The sequence below is a fragment of the Alkalinema sp. FACHB-956 genome (assembly GCF_014697025.1).
Classification (GTDB): Bacteria; Cyanobacteriota; Cyanobacteriia; order Leptolyngbyales; family Leptolyngbyaceae; genus Alkalinema.
This window is the reverse complement of the sequence record NZ_JACJRC010000016.1, coordinates 75,469-93,720: the sequence shown is the minus strand read 5'-3', so window position 1 is coordinate 93,720 and position 18,252 is coordinate 75,469. Positions and strand designations below refer to the sequence as shown.

General features: G+C 51.5%; 13 protein-coding genes and 1 pseudogene. 8 read left to right on the top strand and 6 right to left on the bottom strand.

The features are described from left to right. The first annotated feature begins 125 nt into the window (after window positions 1–125). Both H6G21_RS16745 and dnaK read left to right on the top strand, forming a co-directional pair. Window positions 126–620 (top strand): Hsp20/alpha crystallin family protein, encoded by a 495-nt coding sequence (locus H6G21_RS16745; RefSeq protein ID WP_190574567.1) that lies wholly within the window; start codon window positions 126–128, stop codon window positions 618–620. Between the two features lie 276 nt (window positions 621–896). Then, a complete protein-coding gene (dnaK, locus tag H6G21_RS16740; RefSeq protein ID WP_190574566.1) occupies window positions 897–2,804 on the top strand; it encodes a molecular chaperone DnaK in 1,908 nt (635 codons plus the stop codon). A gap of 196 nt (window positions 2,805–3,000) precedes the next feature. On the opposite strand, the gene H6G21_RS16735 is transcribed toward dnaK, so the two are convergent. The 4 genes from H6G21_RS16735 to H6G21_RS16720 all read right to left on the bottom strand — a co-directional run bounded on the left by H6G21_RS16735 (window position 3,001) and on the right by H6G21_RS16720 (window position 7,764). Beyond that, window positions 3,001–3,435 carry a 23S rRNA (pseudouridine(1915)-N(3))-methyltransferase RlmH gene (locus H6G21_RS16735; protein WP_190574565.1) on the bottom strand — a complete coding sequence of 145 codons (435 nt, stop codon included), beginning with the start codon at window positions 3,433–3,435 and terminating at the stop codon, window positions 3,001–3,003. 126 nt (window positions 3,436–3,561) lie between these two features. Further along, entirely contained in the window at window positions 3,562–4,092 is a 531-nt protein-coding gene (locus tag H6G21_RS16730; RefSeq protein ID WP_190574564.1) for a hypothetical protein, read from the bottom strand. A 1-nt stretch (window position 4,093) separates the two neighbouring features. Further along, a complete protein-coding gene (locus H6G21_RS16725) occupies window positions 4,094–6,259 on the bottom strand; it encodes a cation:proton antiporter (RefSeq protein ID WP_190574563.1) in 2,166 nt (721 codons plus the stop codon). Window positions 6,260–6,498: 239 nt separating this feature from the next. Next, window positions 6,499–7,764: a glycosyltransferase gene (locus H6G21_RS16720; protein ID WP_199307278.1), complete on the bottom strand. Its 1,266-nt coding sequence runs from the start codon at window positions 7,762–7,764 to the stop codon at window positions 6,499–6,501. A 390-nt stretch (window positions 7,765–8,154) separates the two neighbouring features. On the opposite strand from H6G21_RS16720, the gene H6G21_RS16715 reads away from it, so the two are divergent. Continuing rightward, complete coding sequence (locus H6G21_RS16715; RefSeq protein WP_190574561.1) at window positions 8,155–8,892, top strand: response regulator transcription factor; 738 nt, start codon at window positions 8,155–8,157, stop codon at window positions 8,890–8,892. 315 nt (window positions 8,893–9,207) lie between these two features. Here the strand turns inward: H6G21_RS16715 and chlP are convergent, their stop codons facing one another. Further along, a complete protein-coding gene (gene chlP / locus H6G21_RS16710; protein ID WP_190574560.1) occupies window positions 9,208–10,428 on the bottom strand; it encodes a geranylgeranyl reductase in 1,221 nt (406 codons plus the stop codon). A 1,205-nt stretch (window positions 10,429–11,633) separates the two neighbouring features. Between chlP and H6G21_RS16705 the strand changes: the two genes are divergently transcribed. From H6G21_RS16705 to H6G21_RS16685, 5 genes are all read left to right on the top strand, one after another. After that, a complete protein-coding gene (locus H6G21_RS16705) occupies window positions 11,634–11,903 on the top strand; it encodes a hypothetical protein (RefSeq protein WP_190574559.1) in 270 nt (89 codons plus the stop codon). Window positions 11,904–12,049: 146 nt separating this feature from the next. Beyond that, entirely contained in the window at window positions 12,050–12,721 is a 672-nt protein-coding gene (gene deoC, locus H6G21_RS16700; RefSeq protein WP_190574558.1) for a deoxyribose-phosphate aldolase, read from the top strand. Between the two features lie 84 nt (window positions 12,722–12,805). Beyond that, window positions 12,806–13,738 carry a DNA repair protein RecO gene (recO, locus tag H6G21_RS16695; protein WP_190574557.1) on the top strand — a complete coding sequence of 311 codons (933 nt, stop codon included), beginning with the start codon at window positions 12,806–12,808 and terminating at the stop codon, window positions 13,736–13,738. 132 nt (window positions 13,739–13,870) lie between these two features. Then, the gene (locus H6G21_RS16690) at window positions 13,871–15,442 is read left to right on the top strand and encodes an MFS transporter (RefSeq protein WP_190574556.1); all 1,572 of its coding nucleotides are present in this window, start codon (window positions 13,871–13,873) and stop codon (window positions 15,440–15,442) included. 245 nt (window positions 15,443–15,687) lie between these two features. Continuing rightward, the gene (locus H6G21_RS16685; RefSeq protein ID WP_190574555.1) at window positions 15,688–16,866 is read left to right on the top strand and encodes a glycosyltransferase family 4 protein; all 1,179 of its coding nucleotides are present in this window, start codon (window positions 15,688–15,690) and stop codon (window positions 16,864–16,866) included. Window positions 16,867–17,000: 134 nt separating this feature from the next. On the opposite strand, the pseudogene H6G21_RS25750 reads toward H6G21_RS16685, so the two are convergent. After that, window positions 17,001–18,029 (bottom strand): annotated as a pseudogene (locus H6G21_RS25750) (DUF4912 domain-containing protein); the annotation flags it as partial. Window positions 18,030–18,252 lie beyond the last annotated feature (223 nt).

The following is an 18,252-nucleotide window of genomic DNA, read 5'->3' as shown; positions in this document are numbered from 1 at the left end:
GTAATCAAAACATGGCTGCAATGCCTGCTTAATCTACTCTCTCTTTCAAGGTGCGTGTGATGTATCGATTGGTCTCTCCTCGCTATATTCAACGGTCTATTCAAAATCCTTCTGGAGGTAACACCATGTCTTTAATGCGTTGGCAACCCTGGCAAGAACTGGAAACCGTTCGTCGTCAACTGGATCAACTCTTTGACGAAATGGCCCCTCTCAGCCGGGAAGGTCTGATGACGACCGTCAATCGGGCGGTGCGGGTTCCGGCGATCGAACTAAAAGCGACGGATACGGAAGTGATTCTGAAGGCAGAAATTCCAGGCATTGAAGGCAAGGATCTGGATATTCAAGTCACTCGGGATGCCGTTGCCATTAAGGGCGAATATCAAAGCGAAGAACCATCTGAAGGCCAGCAAATCTATCGATCGGAATTTCGCTATGGCAGTTTCCATCGGGTGATTCCCTTGCCCGTGGAAGTGGATAACGAACAGGCCAAGGCAGACTTTATCCATGGGGTGCTGACCCTGACCCTGCCCAAATTGACCGCCGATCGGCACAAAGTCGTCAAAGTCGCGATCGGTACTGCGCCCACAGAAACGCCAGTGGCTGACCGCACTGAAGGCTAACGACCGCCGCCGGGATGGGGCAATTATTCTGCCAACCGTCCCGGCGCTCTCCTCGGAACCGCCCTCGGTCAGGTTCGGTAAATACCCCTTCATCAAATCCCCCAACCCGCCCACCATATTAGGGTGAGGGGATACATTGCCCGGAGTACTTCGAATTCTTTCGACAGTGCAGGGCAGCCCTGGTGCGAATCTTCCCACGCGACGCACCCCAGATAGGTTTCTTAACCCCCTAATCAACGTAACGGACAGTTTTCAATTGGAGTCGAACTTAGCCCTATGGGAAAAGTAGTTGGAATTGACTTAGGTACTACAAACTCTTGCGTCGCTGTGATGGAAGGTGGCAAGCCCACCGTAATTGCGAACGCAGAGGGTTTTCGCACCACCCCCTCGGTAGTGGGTTTTGCTAAAAATGGCGATCGCTTGGTGGGCCAAATTGCCAAGCGCCAAGCCGTGATGAATCCTGAAAATACGTTCTATTCGGTCAAGCGTTTCATTGGTCGTCGTTACGATGAAGTCACCAACGAAACCACTGAAGTTCCCTACAAAGTGCTGAACAACGGTGGGAACGTTCGGCTAGACTGCCCCTCCCAAGGCAAGCAGTTTGCACCGGAAGAAATTTCGGCCCAAGTCCTGCGCAAGCTCAAGGAAGACGCTAGCAAGTACCTGGGCCAAGAAGTGACCCAAGCGGTGATCACCGTTCCGGCTTACTTCAACGACTCCCAGCGCCAAGCCACCAAGGACGCCGGTAAGATCGCGGGTCTCGATGTGCTGCGGATCATCAACGAACCGACCGCTGCATCCCTCGCCTACGGTCTGGATAAGAAAGCCAACGAAATCATCTTGGTCTTTGACTTGGGCGGCGGTACCTTCGACGTTTCCATCCTGGAAATTGGCGACGGTGTGTTTGAAGTGATGGCCACCTCTGGGGATTCCCACCTGGGGGGTGACGACTTCGACAAGAAGATCGTGGACTACATGGCCGCTGAGTTCCAAAAGGCAGAAGGTATTGACCTGCGTAAGGACAAGCAAGCCCTGCAACGGCTGACGGAAGCCGCAGAAAAGGCCAAGATTGAGCTGTCCAGCGTTACCCAAGCGGACATCAACCTGCCCTTCATCACTGCGACCCAGGACGGCCCCAAGCACTTGGAACTGACCCTGACCCGTGGCAAGTTTGAGGAACTGTGTGCGGATCTCATCGATCGCTGCCGCATTCCCGTGGAAAAAGCACTATCCGACGCCAAGTTAACGAAGGATCGGATTGATGAAGTCGTCCTCGTGGGCGGTTCCATCCGGATCCCTGCGGTGAAGCAACTGGTGAAGACGGTTCTGGGCAAAGAACCCAACGAAAGCGTGAACCCGGATGAAGTCGTCGCCATGGGTGCGGCTATTCAAGGGGGCGTGCTGTCCGGTGAAGCGGGCACTGAAGGATTGCTGCTGCTGGATGTGACACCCCTGTCCCTGGGTGTGGAAACCCTGGGTGGCGTTATGACCAAAATCATTTCACGCAACACCACCATTCCCACCAAGAAGTCGGAAGTCTTCTCCACTGCTGTAGATGGCCAATCCAACGTGGAAATCCACGTCCTGCAAGGGGAACGGGAAATGGCCAACGACAACAAGAGCTTGGGAACCTTCCGGTTGGATGGCATTCCTCCCGCACCCCGAGGTGTGCCCCAAATCGAAGTTACCTTTGACATCGACGCGAACGGGATCCTCAGCGTGACGGCGAAGGATAAGGGCACAGGGAAGGAACAAACCATCAGCATCACGGGTGCGTCCACTCTGGATAAGACCGAAGTGGAGAAGATGGTGCGCGATGCCGAACAAAATGCCTCGGCGGACAAAGAGAAGCGCGATCGCATCGACCTGAAGAACCAAGCAGATTCGCTGGCTTACCAAGCTGAGAAGCAAATGAGCGATCTGGGGGATAAAGTCCCTGCGGCGGACAAGTCCAAGATCGAAGGGCTGGTCAAGGAACTGCGGGATGCCATCCAAGCGGAAAACTTCGACTCCATTCAAGCGAAGAAGAACGAACTGGAGCAAGCGCTGTACCAAGTGAGTTCCAATATCTACCAGCAAGCGGGCGGTGACGCTGGGGCTGCGGGTGGTGAGGCTCCGGGTGGCGGCGGTTCTGCCCCCAGTGGCGATGATGTGATTGACGCGGATTTCACCGAATCTAAGTAGAGTCATGTCGCAGTAAGGCGATAGCTGGCGATCGCGACGGGTTTAGACAATCTCATCTAGCCCGATCGGCGAAATCGTCAATCTAGGTATCAGATAAGGGTGGGTTATACAACTCACCCTTTTTTGGTTTGGGAGCCAGTGAATGGTGTATTTGGGGGGCGATCGATGCAGTGCCCCCTTCCCCATAGGCAAGCCGTTACTTGTGATAGTTGCCGTTGGTCGCGATCGAAATGGCGCGATAAATTTGCTCAATGAGTAATAACCGAGCCATGTCGTGGGTAAAGGTCATGGGAGAAAGGGCAAGGGTGTGATCGGCAGATTTTTCTAGCTCTGGGGTAATGCCATCGGAGGAGCCAATTACAAAGACTAACGATCGATCGAATGTTTGCTGTTGGATGAACTGGGAGAAAGCGATCGAATCTAGCAACTTCCCCCGTTCAGTCAGCACAATTAACTGATCTTGGGCTTTCAAATAGGGCTGAATTTCAGTTAACGTCGTGCGTTGATTCGAGTCTTTAATTTCAGTGATATTTAACCCCGGTAAGCGTTTGAGATATTCCTGAATCCCGGTCTCAATCCAACGGTATTTGACTTTACCGACCGCCACGATTTTTAATTTACGCTGCAACACGCGATCGCATCCTTTTCCAATTCAACTTCCAATTCAACTCAACCTTTTAGATTAGAGCAAAGTCTGGATTAGACACCGTCTAGATTAGAGCAAAGTGAAGGCTGGATTAAAGACTAGATTTCAAAACTAATGACCTTTACCGGACACTTCACCCTTAGTGATTTCTGGTTGTTTTTGGGCCGTAAAACTGACCGATGGAGTTGGCGTTGGACAGGTCAGTTGGCCTTGAACGATCGTTGGCGACGGGGCCGCTTCGATCGTTAACGTCAGGGTGGTTGCAATCTGCCCCTGCTGCTGACGAACGTCCGACGCACTGTCCCCCGAGGCACAAGCAGCAGCAGCGGTTGTCCCAGACAGAACCCAGCGGGCACCTTGTTTGGAACCACTGAGACTATACACCTTGGGCATTTGGCGATCGTCTTGGGCGATCGTTGCAGCATACAGGCCACCATTGAGGTAAATCCCGGACTGATCTAACTCCAGCACTTGACCGTTTAAAGTCTTGCTAGAACTCGTCGCGATCGTATATTTACCCGCAATTTTCTTCTCAGCTTTTAAATTGGCTTCCCCATACCGCGTCACAATCATAAATAGACTAACCACCAATGTAATTGCACTGGCATAGAAAATGAGAGAAGTCTTATTTAAGAAGTGCATTTTAGACCTCAGTGAGACGATCTAGGACAGCTTCTAGGTGATGGGAAGCCACCCGATTGAAGCGACGGGTAATCAGTAAGGACGATCGACAACGAACGGCCAATTCATCGGTATAGCGCCCCAAGGTTTGGCGTTCTAAGCCCCATTCTCGGCTGGCCCCCACGATCGTGAGATCCGCTGTTTGGGAAGCATCAATCACCGTATTAATTAGGGAGTTAGTTTGAATCACAGGCGTCAAAATTCGATCGCGCACCGTGGGCGGTAACTGTTCAAACAATTGGTTCCACTCGTAGCTAAATTCAATCGATTGTCCCTCTTGAAATACTCGCAGCAACGTTAATTGGCGATCGGGATGATTTAACAACAACCGAAGTGCTAATTGAATCCCAAGTTCCGTATGAATGTTCGGGCTATAGGGAATCAATAACCGATTCAGTCGTTGAGGTTGACGATCGATAAACACTGCAACATCCACGGGGGCAGTACTCAGAATCTGGCCAACACGCCCTCCTAAACGATTACTACTGAAAGCAGGACGATGCCATCCCAGCAAAATTAAATTCATCTGTTCTCGCACTGCAATGTCTGCCGTTGTTTTAGCGACATTATTTGACACCTGAACGATATTTGACACTTCCACGGGCGAGGCTGCCACATCGCTGGCGTGATCGGAGTCCAGTTGAGCCACAATGGCCCGGAGTTTTTCTTGCTGGGCTTGAATTAATCGATCGGCCTCCGCTGGCAGACTTTCAAACACATAGTCCTGCTCTAACTGAATCAAACTGAGGGGATGAACTGAAGTGGGTTGTTGTTGGGAACGGGCAATTTCGATCGCGAGTCGAATCAATCCCTGTTGGCTGTTCGGATTCGCAACGGGGACTAAAATCTTATATTGAGCTGCTTCTGTCGTTTCGGGTTGGGGTTCGAGAACCTCCATGCGCATCATTTTTTTCGGATAAGTCCACTCCAATAGTGGCGAAGTCATAAATGTGGTGACCAATGCCATAATCACCAGCATGGTGAACAGCAACGGCGTAATTACCCCTAAACTTAAGCCGATGTTTAAAACAATGAGTTCCGTTAAGCCGCGTGTATTCATCAACCAACCCAAGGCCGAAGCATCTCGGTTAGAGAGGCCAGATACCTTAGCCGCCGCAAAGGTTCCTACATACTTACCAACGATCGCCACCAGCACCACCAAGGCACATAACCCCCATAGGGGTGGACTGTTGAGTAGCCCAATTTGGGTGCGTAGACCACTATAGGCAAAGAAAATAGGTAACAAACAGGTCAAAACAAAGTCTTCGGTTTTTTGCGCTAATTCTCGCACTAAGCCTTCATGTTTGGGCATAACAGCGCCCAACAAAAAAGCACCAAAAATTAAATGAATTCCGATCGTCTCGGTAATCAGTGCAGAAATAACAACACAAATATAAATAACCGCTAACATCGATTGGGTCAACTTGCCTGTACGTCGATAGAAAACCGCAAATTGCCGGAGTAAGGGTCTACCCACCCAAATCATCAATCCAATGTACAGTCCCGCTTCTAAAATGTTAGGAATTGCTCCAACCATGCTGTTAGTGCGGGTAACCGCGATCGCCACTAACAGCAAGCACCAAGCTGTCACATCATCCACAGCCGCACAGGTTAAAGCTAACGACCCTATCCGACTATTTTGTAAATTATTTTCAGTAATGATACGCGCCAGAACCGGGAACGCGGTAATGGACATCGCCGCCCCCAGAAATAAGGCAAATGCTGTGAAAGAGACGCCTGCATTGGAGACCAACGGAAACAGTAGCAATGAGAGGAGAATTCCTAGGGAGAATGGGACTAAAATACTGACATGGGAAATTAGAATAGCTAAGTCAACACCACCCTTGAGATATTTCGGATCAAGTTCCAGCCCAATTAGGAACATGAAAAAAATTAAACCGATTTGGGACAAAACTCCCAGGGTGGCAATACTCTCCGGTGGAAAGAGAGTAGTCGCCACCACGGGAGCAACGGCTCCCAGCAGGGACGGCCCCAACATAATCCCGGCCACAATTTCGCCAATCACTAAAGGCTGCTTAATGCGACGAAAGGCAAGTCCAACCAGTCGGGACAGCGCTATCACGAGAACAATCTGGATCAAGACTAAAACGATCGAGTCAAGATGCATTATCAAAATCCAACATGAGGGATCTACAGCCGCCAACACAACGCCGATCGGGCAGTCCTGCTAACTTACAGTGCAGTGTAATGCACTGTACTGGCTTCTCAAGGTAAGTTAAAAGTCTTATCCATAACAGTTTAGATATCGTTAAATTAACAACTCGTTCAATGATTCAATCCGTCAATTAGAGGGACATCCTGGACTCAATTGGAAGCCCCTCTAGAAACCAGATGGATGATTACGAATTATTTCCGTTGGATCTGTAACGGTCGGCCTCGCCAAGTCCAGCCCCAGCCCGTTTCCGTTTTAATCAGCGAGGCGATCGGAATCCAAAAGACGATCCAACTCCCTAGCCAGCCTAACCACCAGTAGCGGGTTGGAATCCCAAAATTTGCCTGGGTTCGCTGCCGCAGGTCGTATTGGCCATAGAGCAAGAACACCGCGATCGCGCCATTGAGAACAGTGATGCTGAACGGCAGCCAGTCTCCGATCGTCGGTAGCCCCCCATCGACCAGCGCCATGGCTGGCTGCCCCAGGCTACCCAACGCCGCTAAACTCGCCCACCAGGGCAACACAAATACCATACCCACCACATAGGTCGAATAGAGCGTCGATCGCCAATTACGCTCCGATCCCAGATGCCAGTTTTTTGTCCAGCCCTCCCACAAGGCTCCGAGACTGCGGTACATGCGCAATTCCCCGAGGGCTGATCCCGTCCCAAACCACAGCTTCCAACCTTGGCGTTTGATCCGTTTCCCCAGTTCCACATCTTCCACCACCTCTGCTGCGACGGCTGCGTGGCCCCCGATCGCCTCATAGGCCGATCTCCGAAATAACATAAATGGCCCCACGGCAAACACACAGTCACAGGCGGGATCATTGACTTCATCCTGTTTGAAACCCACCGCAAACAACTGGGCAATGATGGGCTGAGCCAGCCATTCCCCCCAACAATCACACACTAACGTCAACCAGCAGGTTAACAAGTCCGCCTGCCGATCGAGGGCATGGGCCAGCGCAGCTTCGATCGCGCCCCGTCGCAACCGCACATCCGCATCCAAAAATAATAAATAGTCGCCCTTAGCTTGCTGCGCGGCCTGGGCACAGGCCCAATTTTTCCCCATCCACACTTCCCCCTCCGGACGGGGCTGTCCCGCCAGCACCTGCAATCGGGGATCCTGGAGTCGATGTTGTAACTGAGTGACAATCTCCAACGTTTGATCCGTCGATTGATCATCCACTATCCAAACTTCAATCTGGCCCGCAGGGCGATCGGAACTTTCCAAAATCGCTAGGAGACAGTCCTCAATGTTGAGGGCTTCATTGTAGGCAGGCACAATGACAGACACCGAAGGCAGGGGAAAGTTGGCAGATCCATCCTGCGGCCCCGTGCCAGATTCACCTTCCAAAGGGATTTGCAGCGCATCACTGGCCTGAAGCGCGGGATAAAAGTTCCGCCGGAACGACCTTAGGGCAAACAGACTGATTACAAGAAGGCAAAAAATAAACAAGCACCTGACCTCCAGAAAGGGTGTAAAACAGCAAACAGCCTGTTGCAACATGGTTACAAAGTTGAAGAGCCCTTTTTGAAGAGTGCTTTTTGAAGCGTCTTTTTTAAGAGCCCTTTGTAGATTTCTGGGGTGAAACCGTGTAACCCATCACCGACAACTAGGCCGCAGCGTTTCTATAATTAAAAAAGGTTGAAGATATAAAAATTTACACTAAGAAAGCTAGATACTCTGTAGTGAATCAACGCAGAAAATCCAAGAAACATGAATCATTGCGTATAATTTGAGCATAATCTTCATAACTTTCTTAGCAACCGCTCTCTTAGTAACCACTCTTAGTAGTCAATTATTTCTGGTTCATTCATCAACCTCTTTAGGACAGCTGTTTTAACGATGCCTCGGATACTTGTGATTGATGACGACCCTGCGATCGCTGAGCTAGTAGCGGTCAATCTGGAAATGGCAGGGTATGAAGTAAGTCAAGCGCCAGATGGGATCAAGGGTCAAGCCATGGCTCTCCAGATGCAGCCAGACTTAATCATGCTCGATCTCATGCTGCCGAAGGTTGATGGATTTACTGTGTGTCAACGTCTTCGCCGTGACGATCGGACTGCTGATATTCCAGTTCTCATGCTGACGGCCCTGGGGCAAACCCAGGATAAGGTGGAAGGGTTTAATGCCGGAGCGGATGATTATCTGACCAAACCCTTTGAAGTAGAAGAGTTGCTCGCGCGGGTACGGGCCTTACTACGACGCACCGATCGCATCCCCCAAGCTGCGAAACATGCAGAAATTTTGAACTATGGCCCGTTAACCCTGGTGCCAGAACGCTTTGAAGCGGTGTGGTTTGGCAAAACGGTAAAACTGACGCACTTAGAGTTTGAGCTACTGCACTGCCTTTTGCAGCGCCACGGCCAGACTGTTTCTCCCAGCGAAATTTTGCGGGAGGTCTGGGGCTATGATCCCGATGATGACATTGAAACCATTCGAGTCCATGTGCGCCACCTGCGTACCAAGCTGGAGCCAGAACCGCGCCATCCCCAGTACATCAAGACGGTTTACGGCGCAGGCTATTGCCTAGAACTGCCGAATACCAGTATTGAAGAGGTTACCACCTCGATCGCGGGCTAAAACTCAACCTAGCAGGGGTACAATTTTGCTCCTGCTCCCTTAGACAAATCTGAAAACCCTCTGGCAAGGAACGATATTATCGTTCCTTTTTCATTGGCGTACGGCTTGGCCGGCGGTTTGCTCCAGTTTGTTTAGACGCCAGTTGGGGCTCCAGCGATACAACGCAAAAAGGAGAGAGCCTATTCGACTCTCTCCTTTTTGTCTGATATCCATTGAACCGGAGGCTACTAGTTACTGCTACCAGTTACAGCTCCTAGTTGCAGCTCCTAGCCTTCGTGATAGAACAATCTGTCCGTAGAACAGGTGCGTCTTCCACTAGGGTGCTAAGGCATTGCCCCGGAGCAGGCTACCAATGGTCTTGGCGGTAATCTTGAGCTGAGTCAGCGGATTCGCGGGGGTAACCGTTTTGTACAGGTAGCTGTCGAAGGTCAGCTTCTGCACATCAATGTCCGCACACATTTCAACAAAGGCTTCCCGAGTGGCGTCGGAACGGTAGAACACGCGCTGTAGAATATCCAGCACCAAATAGGTTGTGCCGTACATCTTATCCCAACGCTTAATGTAAACCTTGAGATCCGCTTCCGTTGGAATCCGTTGACCCTTCTCGGAAAACTCTACGATCGTTTCCGCACACATGCGAGCCGACTTCGCAGCAAAGTAAATCCCTTCACCGGAAGATTTGGTAACGGTACCTGCTGCATCTCCAACGAGGGCCACGCGACCCACCACCCGACGAGGTCTGGGATGCTCAGGAATGGGGTGAGCTTCTACGCGGATAATCTTACCGCCTCGCAGCTTGGCCGCTGCCCGTGCCCGGATCCCCGCTTGCAGTTCCTTAATCCGGGATTGGTTTGGCTTCATGGTTCCCGTTCCCACAGCGACGTGGTTGTATTTGGGGAACACCCAAGCATAGAAGTCCGGGGAAACGTCGTCACCAACGTACATTTCCGCCAAATCTTCGTAGTAGGCCATCTTGTCTTCGGGGAGCATGATCCGCTCTTGGAACGCGATCGCGTAGTTATAATCCCCCGCATCGATCGCCTTCGCCACCCGGGAGTTTGCCCCATCGGCTCCGATGACCAAATCCACTTCTAGGGTCTTATCTTCCCCTTCAATGCCGTTGGTGTGGTCGGCATAATGCAACTTGTAGCTACCATTTTGGGTCGTTGGCAACTCTAGTTTATACATCGTGCCGTTAATCAACTGGGCACCCAGAGACGCCGCCCGATTGCGCAGGAAGGAGTCAAAGACTTCCCGGCGCACCATACCGATATACTCGTTATCTTTGAGGGTCTGACCGATGTCCACCACCACATTGGAGGGGGAAATCATCTTCATTCGCCGAACTTTACGATCGATAATATCTTCCGGCAGATCAAACTCTTTCACCATGCAGAGCGGAATTGCGCCACCACAGGGTTTAACGTTGTCTAACTTGCGCTCGATCAAATAGGTTTCAATACCAGCTTTTGCCAAGACCTCCGCCGCACAAGCTCCGGCGGGACCTCCACCTACAACAGCAACCCGTAGTGCCAAAGCTCTATCTCCAAACGTTTAAAAGCTACGTATGGCATCCTATCACGGACTTTTCCTGCCCTTGGGGTTCCCGTTCCGAAGTTGCAACAGAGCTTAACACCACAAATCAATAAATGTTTACAAATCCCGGTTTTCGCTGAGGATTGTGGCTTTGACTAATACCATCAGTCAATTTAAGTCAATCTATCGCGCACAGGAATGATTCGATCCCTGCACAAAAGTTGCACAAAAAATTAACCGCACCAAAAATTAGTCGCACAAAATTTCAGCGGATCTGTTTCAGCCCACCCGTTTACTGTGTTTCCCTTCCTTGTGTTCTTGCCTACTTCTTGTGTTCTTGCCTACTTCTTGTGTTCTTGCCTACTTCTTGTGTTCTTGCCTACTTCTTGTGTTCTTGCCTACCGGCCCTTGCAAGGACTCTATCGGGGCATCAGGAATCTATCGAGGAATTTCGACGGCTAAATCTTTACCCTAGGAGAATCTCTACATTGACAGTAAAGATTCAGCAACAAAATTTTTCACTATAGGGGGGGATGATTTTTGATGTCATCCGAGGGATCACGGTTGCTTAGTGAAGCGTTTGCAAAGGAGACCTGATTTCTACGGATTGAGTTACACCGCACTAGGGCTACAGTAATGCATTCAAAAGCCCCGGGTGTTCTACTTTTGGTCTATCTTATGGTATACCCCACAAGTCTGAAAACAGAAATTCCCCCTAGATTTTTCCATTGCTTTTTCTGGCAAGCGGATCGATCGCCGAAACATTCTTTACTGAGGTTAGAGCTGAGGTTAGATAGGTCGGATGGCCCAGGTCAATGGCAATCCCGCTGGAATCCGCTACTCGCCGTTCACCCGTTCCAGACCTTTACCTATAGTGCGGCCTTGCGCTCACTCCGATCGCGCCATCGCGTGGCAAACCGCCCTTAGGCACTGACCTATCCCTATCCCTACCCCTATTCCCATTACGTCTTCCCCTCGTATTCAAACCCCAGAAGAGAAGAACAGACTCTAGGACTTAGTCTGAATTATTTGCTTGTTAAGAATCCCACGAATACTGGTATTACATCCTAGGAATCTGGGCATCGATCGCTCCGCTGACCGATTGACGCGATCTCCCGATCGGTAGATTTTCGGAGCCAACCCAGAACTCCTTAGAGTCCACTTCCTAGGATATGAGGTAAGAACTTGTTAGGTGCTCGACTAAGATGAATGCTGTTTTGAAAATCGTCCTGATTACCATCTCGGCCACGACGACCGCCGTCATTTTTTCTGGCCTGAATTCCGCTTCCCAGTGCAGAAGTGCACAGGGGCCAACCGTTGCTCCGGCTTATCTGTTCGTCACAGAAAAGCAAATGCCAGAAAAGCAAATGCCAGAAAAGCCAGTCCCATCCAATGGGTCTTCGGAATTTTACCCGCAGTTTGTCCCCCATCCCAATCCCCCCCCCATCATGACTCAGGGGTCAGGAACCCGGTAAAACTATCCTCAACTGATTGAGAATACCCAGCTCAGCCCCGAACTCTACAATAGGAGAGCAAAAACAAGAGAGCAGAAACGGAGGATCTAGAGGGTAGATTTACGTTTCTCGCAGGTAAAGTTCTCTTATCAGAAATGGGGGATGGCGTGGTACTAGACTACAGGGCAATTGATTTTGCGCCTTTAATCGATCATTCATTGCTGAGTCCGATCGCGACACCGGAAATGGTGACTCAATGGTGTGAAGAGGCCGATCGGTTTGGCTTTGCCGCCGTTTGTCTTTCACCCTGTTATGTTTCCCAGGCCGTTAAGCTACTCCATGGGAAATCTACCGCAGTCTGTACCGTCATTGGGTTCCCCACCGGCGCAAATACATCTGCGGTCAAGTTATACGAAGCCCAAATCGCCACAGAACAGGGAGCAACGGAATTAGATCTGGTCATTAATCTCGGTTGGCTCAAGGCAGGGCGACACGATGAGGTTCATCGCGAAATTGCCGAAATTTGTGAAGCAACGGGACAAACGGTCAAGGTGATTTTGGAAATGGCTTACTTGACCGCCGAAGAAAAGCAAATGGCCGCAGAAATTGCCATGGATGCCGGAGCCGCCTTTTTGAAAACCAGTACCGGTTGGACTGGGGGCGCGACGGTGGAAGATATTCGCCTGTTAAAACAAATCTCCCGCGATCGGGTTGGCATTAAAGCATCGGGGGGCATTCGTACCGCTGAGCAAGCCTTGGAACTTGTGATGGCTGGAGCCACGCGCTTGGGAACCTCACGGGGCATTGATATCGTGAAACAGGCAACCCAGCAGACTTGACAGGCAACCCAGCAGACTCACCACTTCAGTCTGCTTCAAAAATTGATAAGGACTTATTAGGGAGTTACTGAAGGACTGAACTGAATGTCGCGGACTTATAAAGTCACGGGAATTAATTTGAAAAGTAAGCCGATCGGAGAGGCCGATCGGATCCTGACCATTTTGACCAAAGAACAGGGTTTACTGCGGGTGATTGCACCGGGTGCCCGCAAACAAAAGTCGCGGCTATCCGGTCGGAGTGCGCTTTTTGTGGTCAATGACCTGCTGATTGCCAAGGGCAAGTCCATGGATAAAGTCCTGCAAGCGGAGTCGATCGAATCCTTTCCCAAACTCGCCCTCGATATCAAAAAACTCACCGCAGGGCAATACCTCGTGGAGTTAGCCTTGCAGCAAGCTGTCATTGATTTAGTGCAGGAGGGCTTATTTTATTTGCTGATTGAGCATTTAAGCCGAGTTGAACAGGCAGCGACTCCGGAAATCCTACCCTGCCTCACCCACGGCATTTTCCAACTCCTAGCCTACGCGGGAATTGCCCCCCAAATGCATCAGTGTTGCCTCAGCGGAGACCCCGTGCAACCGGAATTGGACAACCCGAATTGGCGAGTAGCGTTTAGTATCGAAGCAGGAGGAGCCGTTACCCTAGCAGCCCTCAACCAATTTGAGGCTGAGCAGCAACGGGCAAACGTGGATCCTGAAGATGAACAGATCATTCTTTCGGAGTCTAGCTGTGGCTTGGTGCGAGTGGCAGAACGTCCGGCTCAGATCTACTCGACAAAACGAGTGATCCGGCCTCTACAATTGGGATCCACTCAGGTCACTGTCATGCAGCAATTAGCGGAAACCCTTTGTCCTGTGATCGATCCGGATCGCTTACCTCGAGGCATGTCTACGGATATGGCATGGTTATCTATCGAACGGCTTTTGCGGCGATGTACGGCGTATCATTTCGATCGATCGATTCGCTCAGCCAAATTGATCGATCGTCTCTTCGGGGCAGCGGATTCCAGTTCCCCCTAAGAGACGTTTCATCCCCACAAAATCTCCTCGCGATCGCCCCCAAACTCTACTGTTACAAGTGGTAAACTTTGGGATAACGGATCATCTAGCTCTCCCGGTATTCACTAGCCTCCAGGTAATCCAATAGTCGGTATGCACCAACCTGTGTCGTCAGAACCTCCCCGCAAGACCCATGCGCCGACCTCTGGGAAACCCTTTCCCCGAAGTAACTTGACCAGTGGCCCTACAGAATCTAAAGTTGTGCCCTTTGAGAAACCGACCTTAGATAAGCCCGCATTAGACAAGTCTTTAGAAGATAAATCGTCAGATAAATCTCCATTAGATAAATCGTTAGATAACCTCTATAAAACGTCGGATAGAACCTCAGTGGCGGGTGAATCGGCTACGTCTTCCTCTCAATCTGCCCTGCCTAACTCGGAAAGTGAACAGGGGTTTGTTCCCGTTTTAAAGAATCGTAATTTTTTGACGCTGTGGGCGGGTCAGGTTTTTTCGCAGTTGGCGGATAAGGTGTATCTCGTGTTGATGATTGCCCTGATTGCGAGTCGCTTTCAGGCCGATGATCAGCCCATTAGCGGCTGGGTTTCTTCCACCATGGTGGCCTTTACCATTCCAGCCATTCTGTTTGGGTCGATCGCGGGAGTCTATGTCGATCGCTGGTCTAAAAAGGGCGTGTTGGTCTTTACCAATCTTTTGCGAGGGTTGCTGGTGGTAACCCTTCCGCCTCTGCTTTGGTTTGTCAAGGACTGGGGCAGTTGGGGCACCACACCCGTTGGATTTATTTTGCTGCTGGGAGTCACCTTTTTGGTCTCCACCCTGACCCAATTTTTTGCCCCTGCTGAGCAGTCCGTCATTCCGTTAATCGTCGAAAAGCGTCACTTGCTCTCCGCCAACTCCCTCTACACCACCACCATGATGGCTTCGGTGATTGTAGGGTTTGCCGTGGGAGAACCGCTCCTAGCCTTGGCCGACCAGTTGGTGGCGGGCTTTGGAATTTCGGATTTGGGCAAGGAAATTGTGGTAGGTGGGGGGTATGCCCTAGCGGGCATTATTCTGCTATTGCTGAAAACGGGCGAGCAGAAATCGGAGGTTCCCGTCGAACAGCCCCACGTCTTTGAGGATATTAAGGATGGCCTAAAATATCTAAGCGTTCAGGCCCATGTCCGGGCGGCGCTGATCCAGCTGGTGATTCTGTTCTCTATTTTTGCAGCACTCTCGGTTTTAGCAGTACGGCTAGCGGAGGTAATGCCGGAAATCAAGTCCTCTCAGTTTGGCTTCCTTCTGGCAGCTGGGGGCGTTGGCATGGCGATCGGAGCTGCATTGCTAGGTAACTTTGGCCAGAAGATTTCCCACAACCGCCTAGGTGTATACGGATCCTTGGGGATGGCTGCTTCGTTGGTGGGATTAGCGTTCACCTACCACCACCTTTGGTTATCCCTACTCGCGATCGCCTTGACAGGGTTCTTTGCAGCGGCGATCGGGATTCCCATGCAAACCGCAATTCAGCAGGAAACGCCCGAAGATATGCGGGGCAAGGTCTTTGGCTTGCAAAATAATGCAGTGAATGTGGCCTTGAGCTTGCCGTTGGTACTGGCTGGAGTCGGGGAATCGGTTTTGGGCTTAAAAGTGGTGTTTCTGATTCTGGCGGGGGCGGCTCTAGCGGGCGGTGGATTGACTTGGTACATCTCTCGGGATCAAAATGCCTAACAGATTTCCCGTAGCGTTGGCCTAGGGAATGATACAACGTTGCCACTGTCCGCCCGTAACTGGGCTAGGTTCTGGGTAACTAACTGGGTTGATTGCCGAGCAACCTAGGGTTTGCGTTCCTCACTCCGCATCCTCACAAGATCGATCACAATTGCAGCGACACCCGAGATTCGGTCATTGCGACTCGCTTTTCTGGGGTTTGCTTTGCATACTCAAATCAACCCTATGGTGACGGAGTAGTCTTTATGCACATCGCTTGGTTGGGAAAAAAATCACCCTTCTGTGGCAACGTAACCTACGGTCGCGAAGTGACCAATGCGTTGCTCGATCGAGGCCACCGCGTCAGCTTCTTCCACTTTTCCCAGGCGGATCGGGAAGATGAAGTGCCGGACAACGTTCCCAACTTCCAAGAGGTGACCATTCCGTTTCTGTTTAAGTCGCAGATTTACACCTTGCCCAAACTGCGATCGAGCAAAGTGCTGTTGCGATCGCTCAAAAAGCTAAAACCCGATGTCGTCCATGCATCTTTGACGCTCTCGCCCTTGGATTTCCGGCTCCCGGAACTCTGTGAAGAGTTGGGCGTGCCCCTCGTCGCCACCTTCCATCCCGCTTTTGATAACCAATTGCGCAACTGGGCCTCTGGGACACAGTATTTGATGTACCAACTCTATGCCCCGGCGCTGGCCAACTACGATCGGGTCATTGTTTTTTCCTATTTACAAAAGGATTTATTAGTTAAACTAGGCGTCCCAGCAGAACGGGTCGCTGTGATTCCCAACGGCGTCGATGTGGAAAAATACTGTCCCGGCGAGTCAAGATACCAAGGCCGCTGGCGGGGCGATCGGGTGTTTGTCTACCAAGGTCGCATTGCTCCAGAGAAGAACGTGGAAGCCTTGCTGCGCGCCTGGAAAGCCTCCAACATGGGCAACAATAGCAAACTACTCATGGTGGGGAGTGGGCCATTGCTCGCACCGCTCAAGTCACAATATGGCGAAGAGATCGGCGTGAAATGGCTGGGTTTTGTGGCGGAAGAAGCAAAACGGATTGATATTTTGCGCAGTGCGGATGTGTTTATCCTGCCATCGTTAGTGGAAGGACTGTCTTTGTCACTCCTAGAAGCGATGTCCTGCGGGCTGGCTTGCATTGCAACGGATGCTGGGGCCGATGGCGAAGTGTTAGAGGAAGGGGCGGGTGTCATTATGCGAACGACTCAATCGGTGGCCACGCAGTTACAAACCCTATTGCCAATGTTCCGCGATCATCCGGAACTGACAGCACTCTTGGGACAAAAGGCTAGACAACGGGTTTTAGACCGTTACACCCTTAGCAACAATATTACTCGGGTAGAGGAATTGTATGAATCGATTCTGGGTGCACCACGATTACCGCTGAATCTGGGTTCGCAATTTTTGAGTGGGCGGTAGGAAGGATCTGTCCGTTGAACTTTTGGGGTTGTAGGGAGTAGAAAGTGGGGAGTAGGGCTGTTTGATCGCTGAAAACGCAACGATCGAACATTTTTCACCTGTTCCCCTTCTTCCCCATGAGCCTTGGGCGAGGGCTAGAACCGTTCTTCTGTGGCGTCGTCTTTGGTGTTGGTGTTGCGCAAGGGGGTTTCGCGCATAAACCGCATCCGGATTTGTCGCATCTGTTCTCCGTCAGCAGCGACGGCCATGATGGGATAGTCCAGTACACCATCTTGGAAGGATAGGTGGAAGCGGAACGTCCCATCGGAATTGAGTTTGATGGGAACGCCACCGATCGTAACTGTGGCATCTGGCTCCGTTGCACCATAGACAATCAGCTCAGCATCGGCCACCATCCAGAATTTGCGCGATCGTTCCGGTGGCATTGAGGCAGAGAACCCTACGCCCGACATGCCTGTAATGCCGGACATTCCCATCCCGGAGGGGGTGGGCAAACTCCACATTCCCATTCCCGACGGGAAAATAAAGGAACTGATGGCAGAAGATGGTAACTGGTGCATTGAGCCAAAGAGTGAACCCGCAATCCGCATCGCTTCCGCATCCTGAGATAACCCAAAGATCGGCGGGAACATGGATCGATCGCCCGGAGCCGTTCCCGGTGGCACCAATTCCAGGAAGGTCTTGCCTGGGAGCTCCTCCTGCCAATCCACCGTAATAAACTGCTCATCAAACCAATCGGAGGGATAGACCGGCGGAATCCGCACGGTATTCGATCGCGCCAACATCAGCCATCGTCCATCCCCCGTGACATAGCCAATTTCCGCCACATAATCGCGATCGCTGACCGGCACCGGCAAATACCAATCCCGCGACATTTCATCACAGGCATACTGCTGCATACTGTGGGGGTTCTGATAGCTCAGATCTACATCCGTCGAATCATAGAGACGCAGGGCCAACTGTTGTCCGCCTTGGCGTCGCACGGCATCCCGCTGGTCATTCGACACATCCCAGTAGGCATAGGCCCATTGCGGATCGCGAGGCATCAGCACAATCCGACTCTCGCCATAGCCATCGGGCAGCTCCGGTAACCCGTCATCAACGGTGGCCAGGGCTTCACTACTGAGATCCGTTTGGCCCACATCAAACTTGGTCGCTTCCACTTGGGTTTGAGTGGGATCATCAGCAGTCATGGCAAAGGTGGCCCCCATTGCGGCGGCTCCTCCCACGATCGCGGCTCCGGCGGCTAGGGGATTGACAGCAACCTTGGGGGGCTCGAAATCCGGGGACGGGGCCGTCACCGCTGCCGAATCCGCTGGTGGGGTGAGGGGGGCGGAAGGCTCCGGCGCACCTGCGGTTACATCCGACGAAACTGCGGTTAGATTG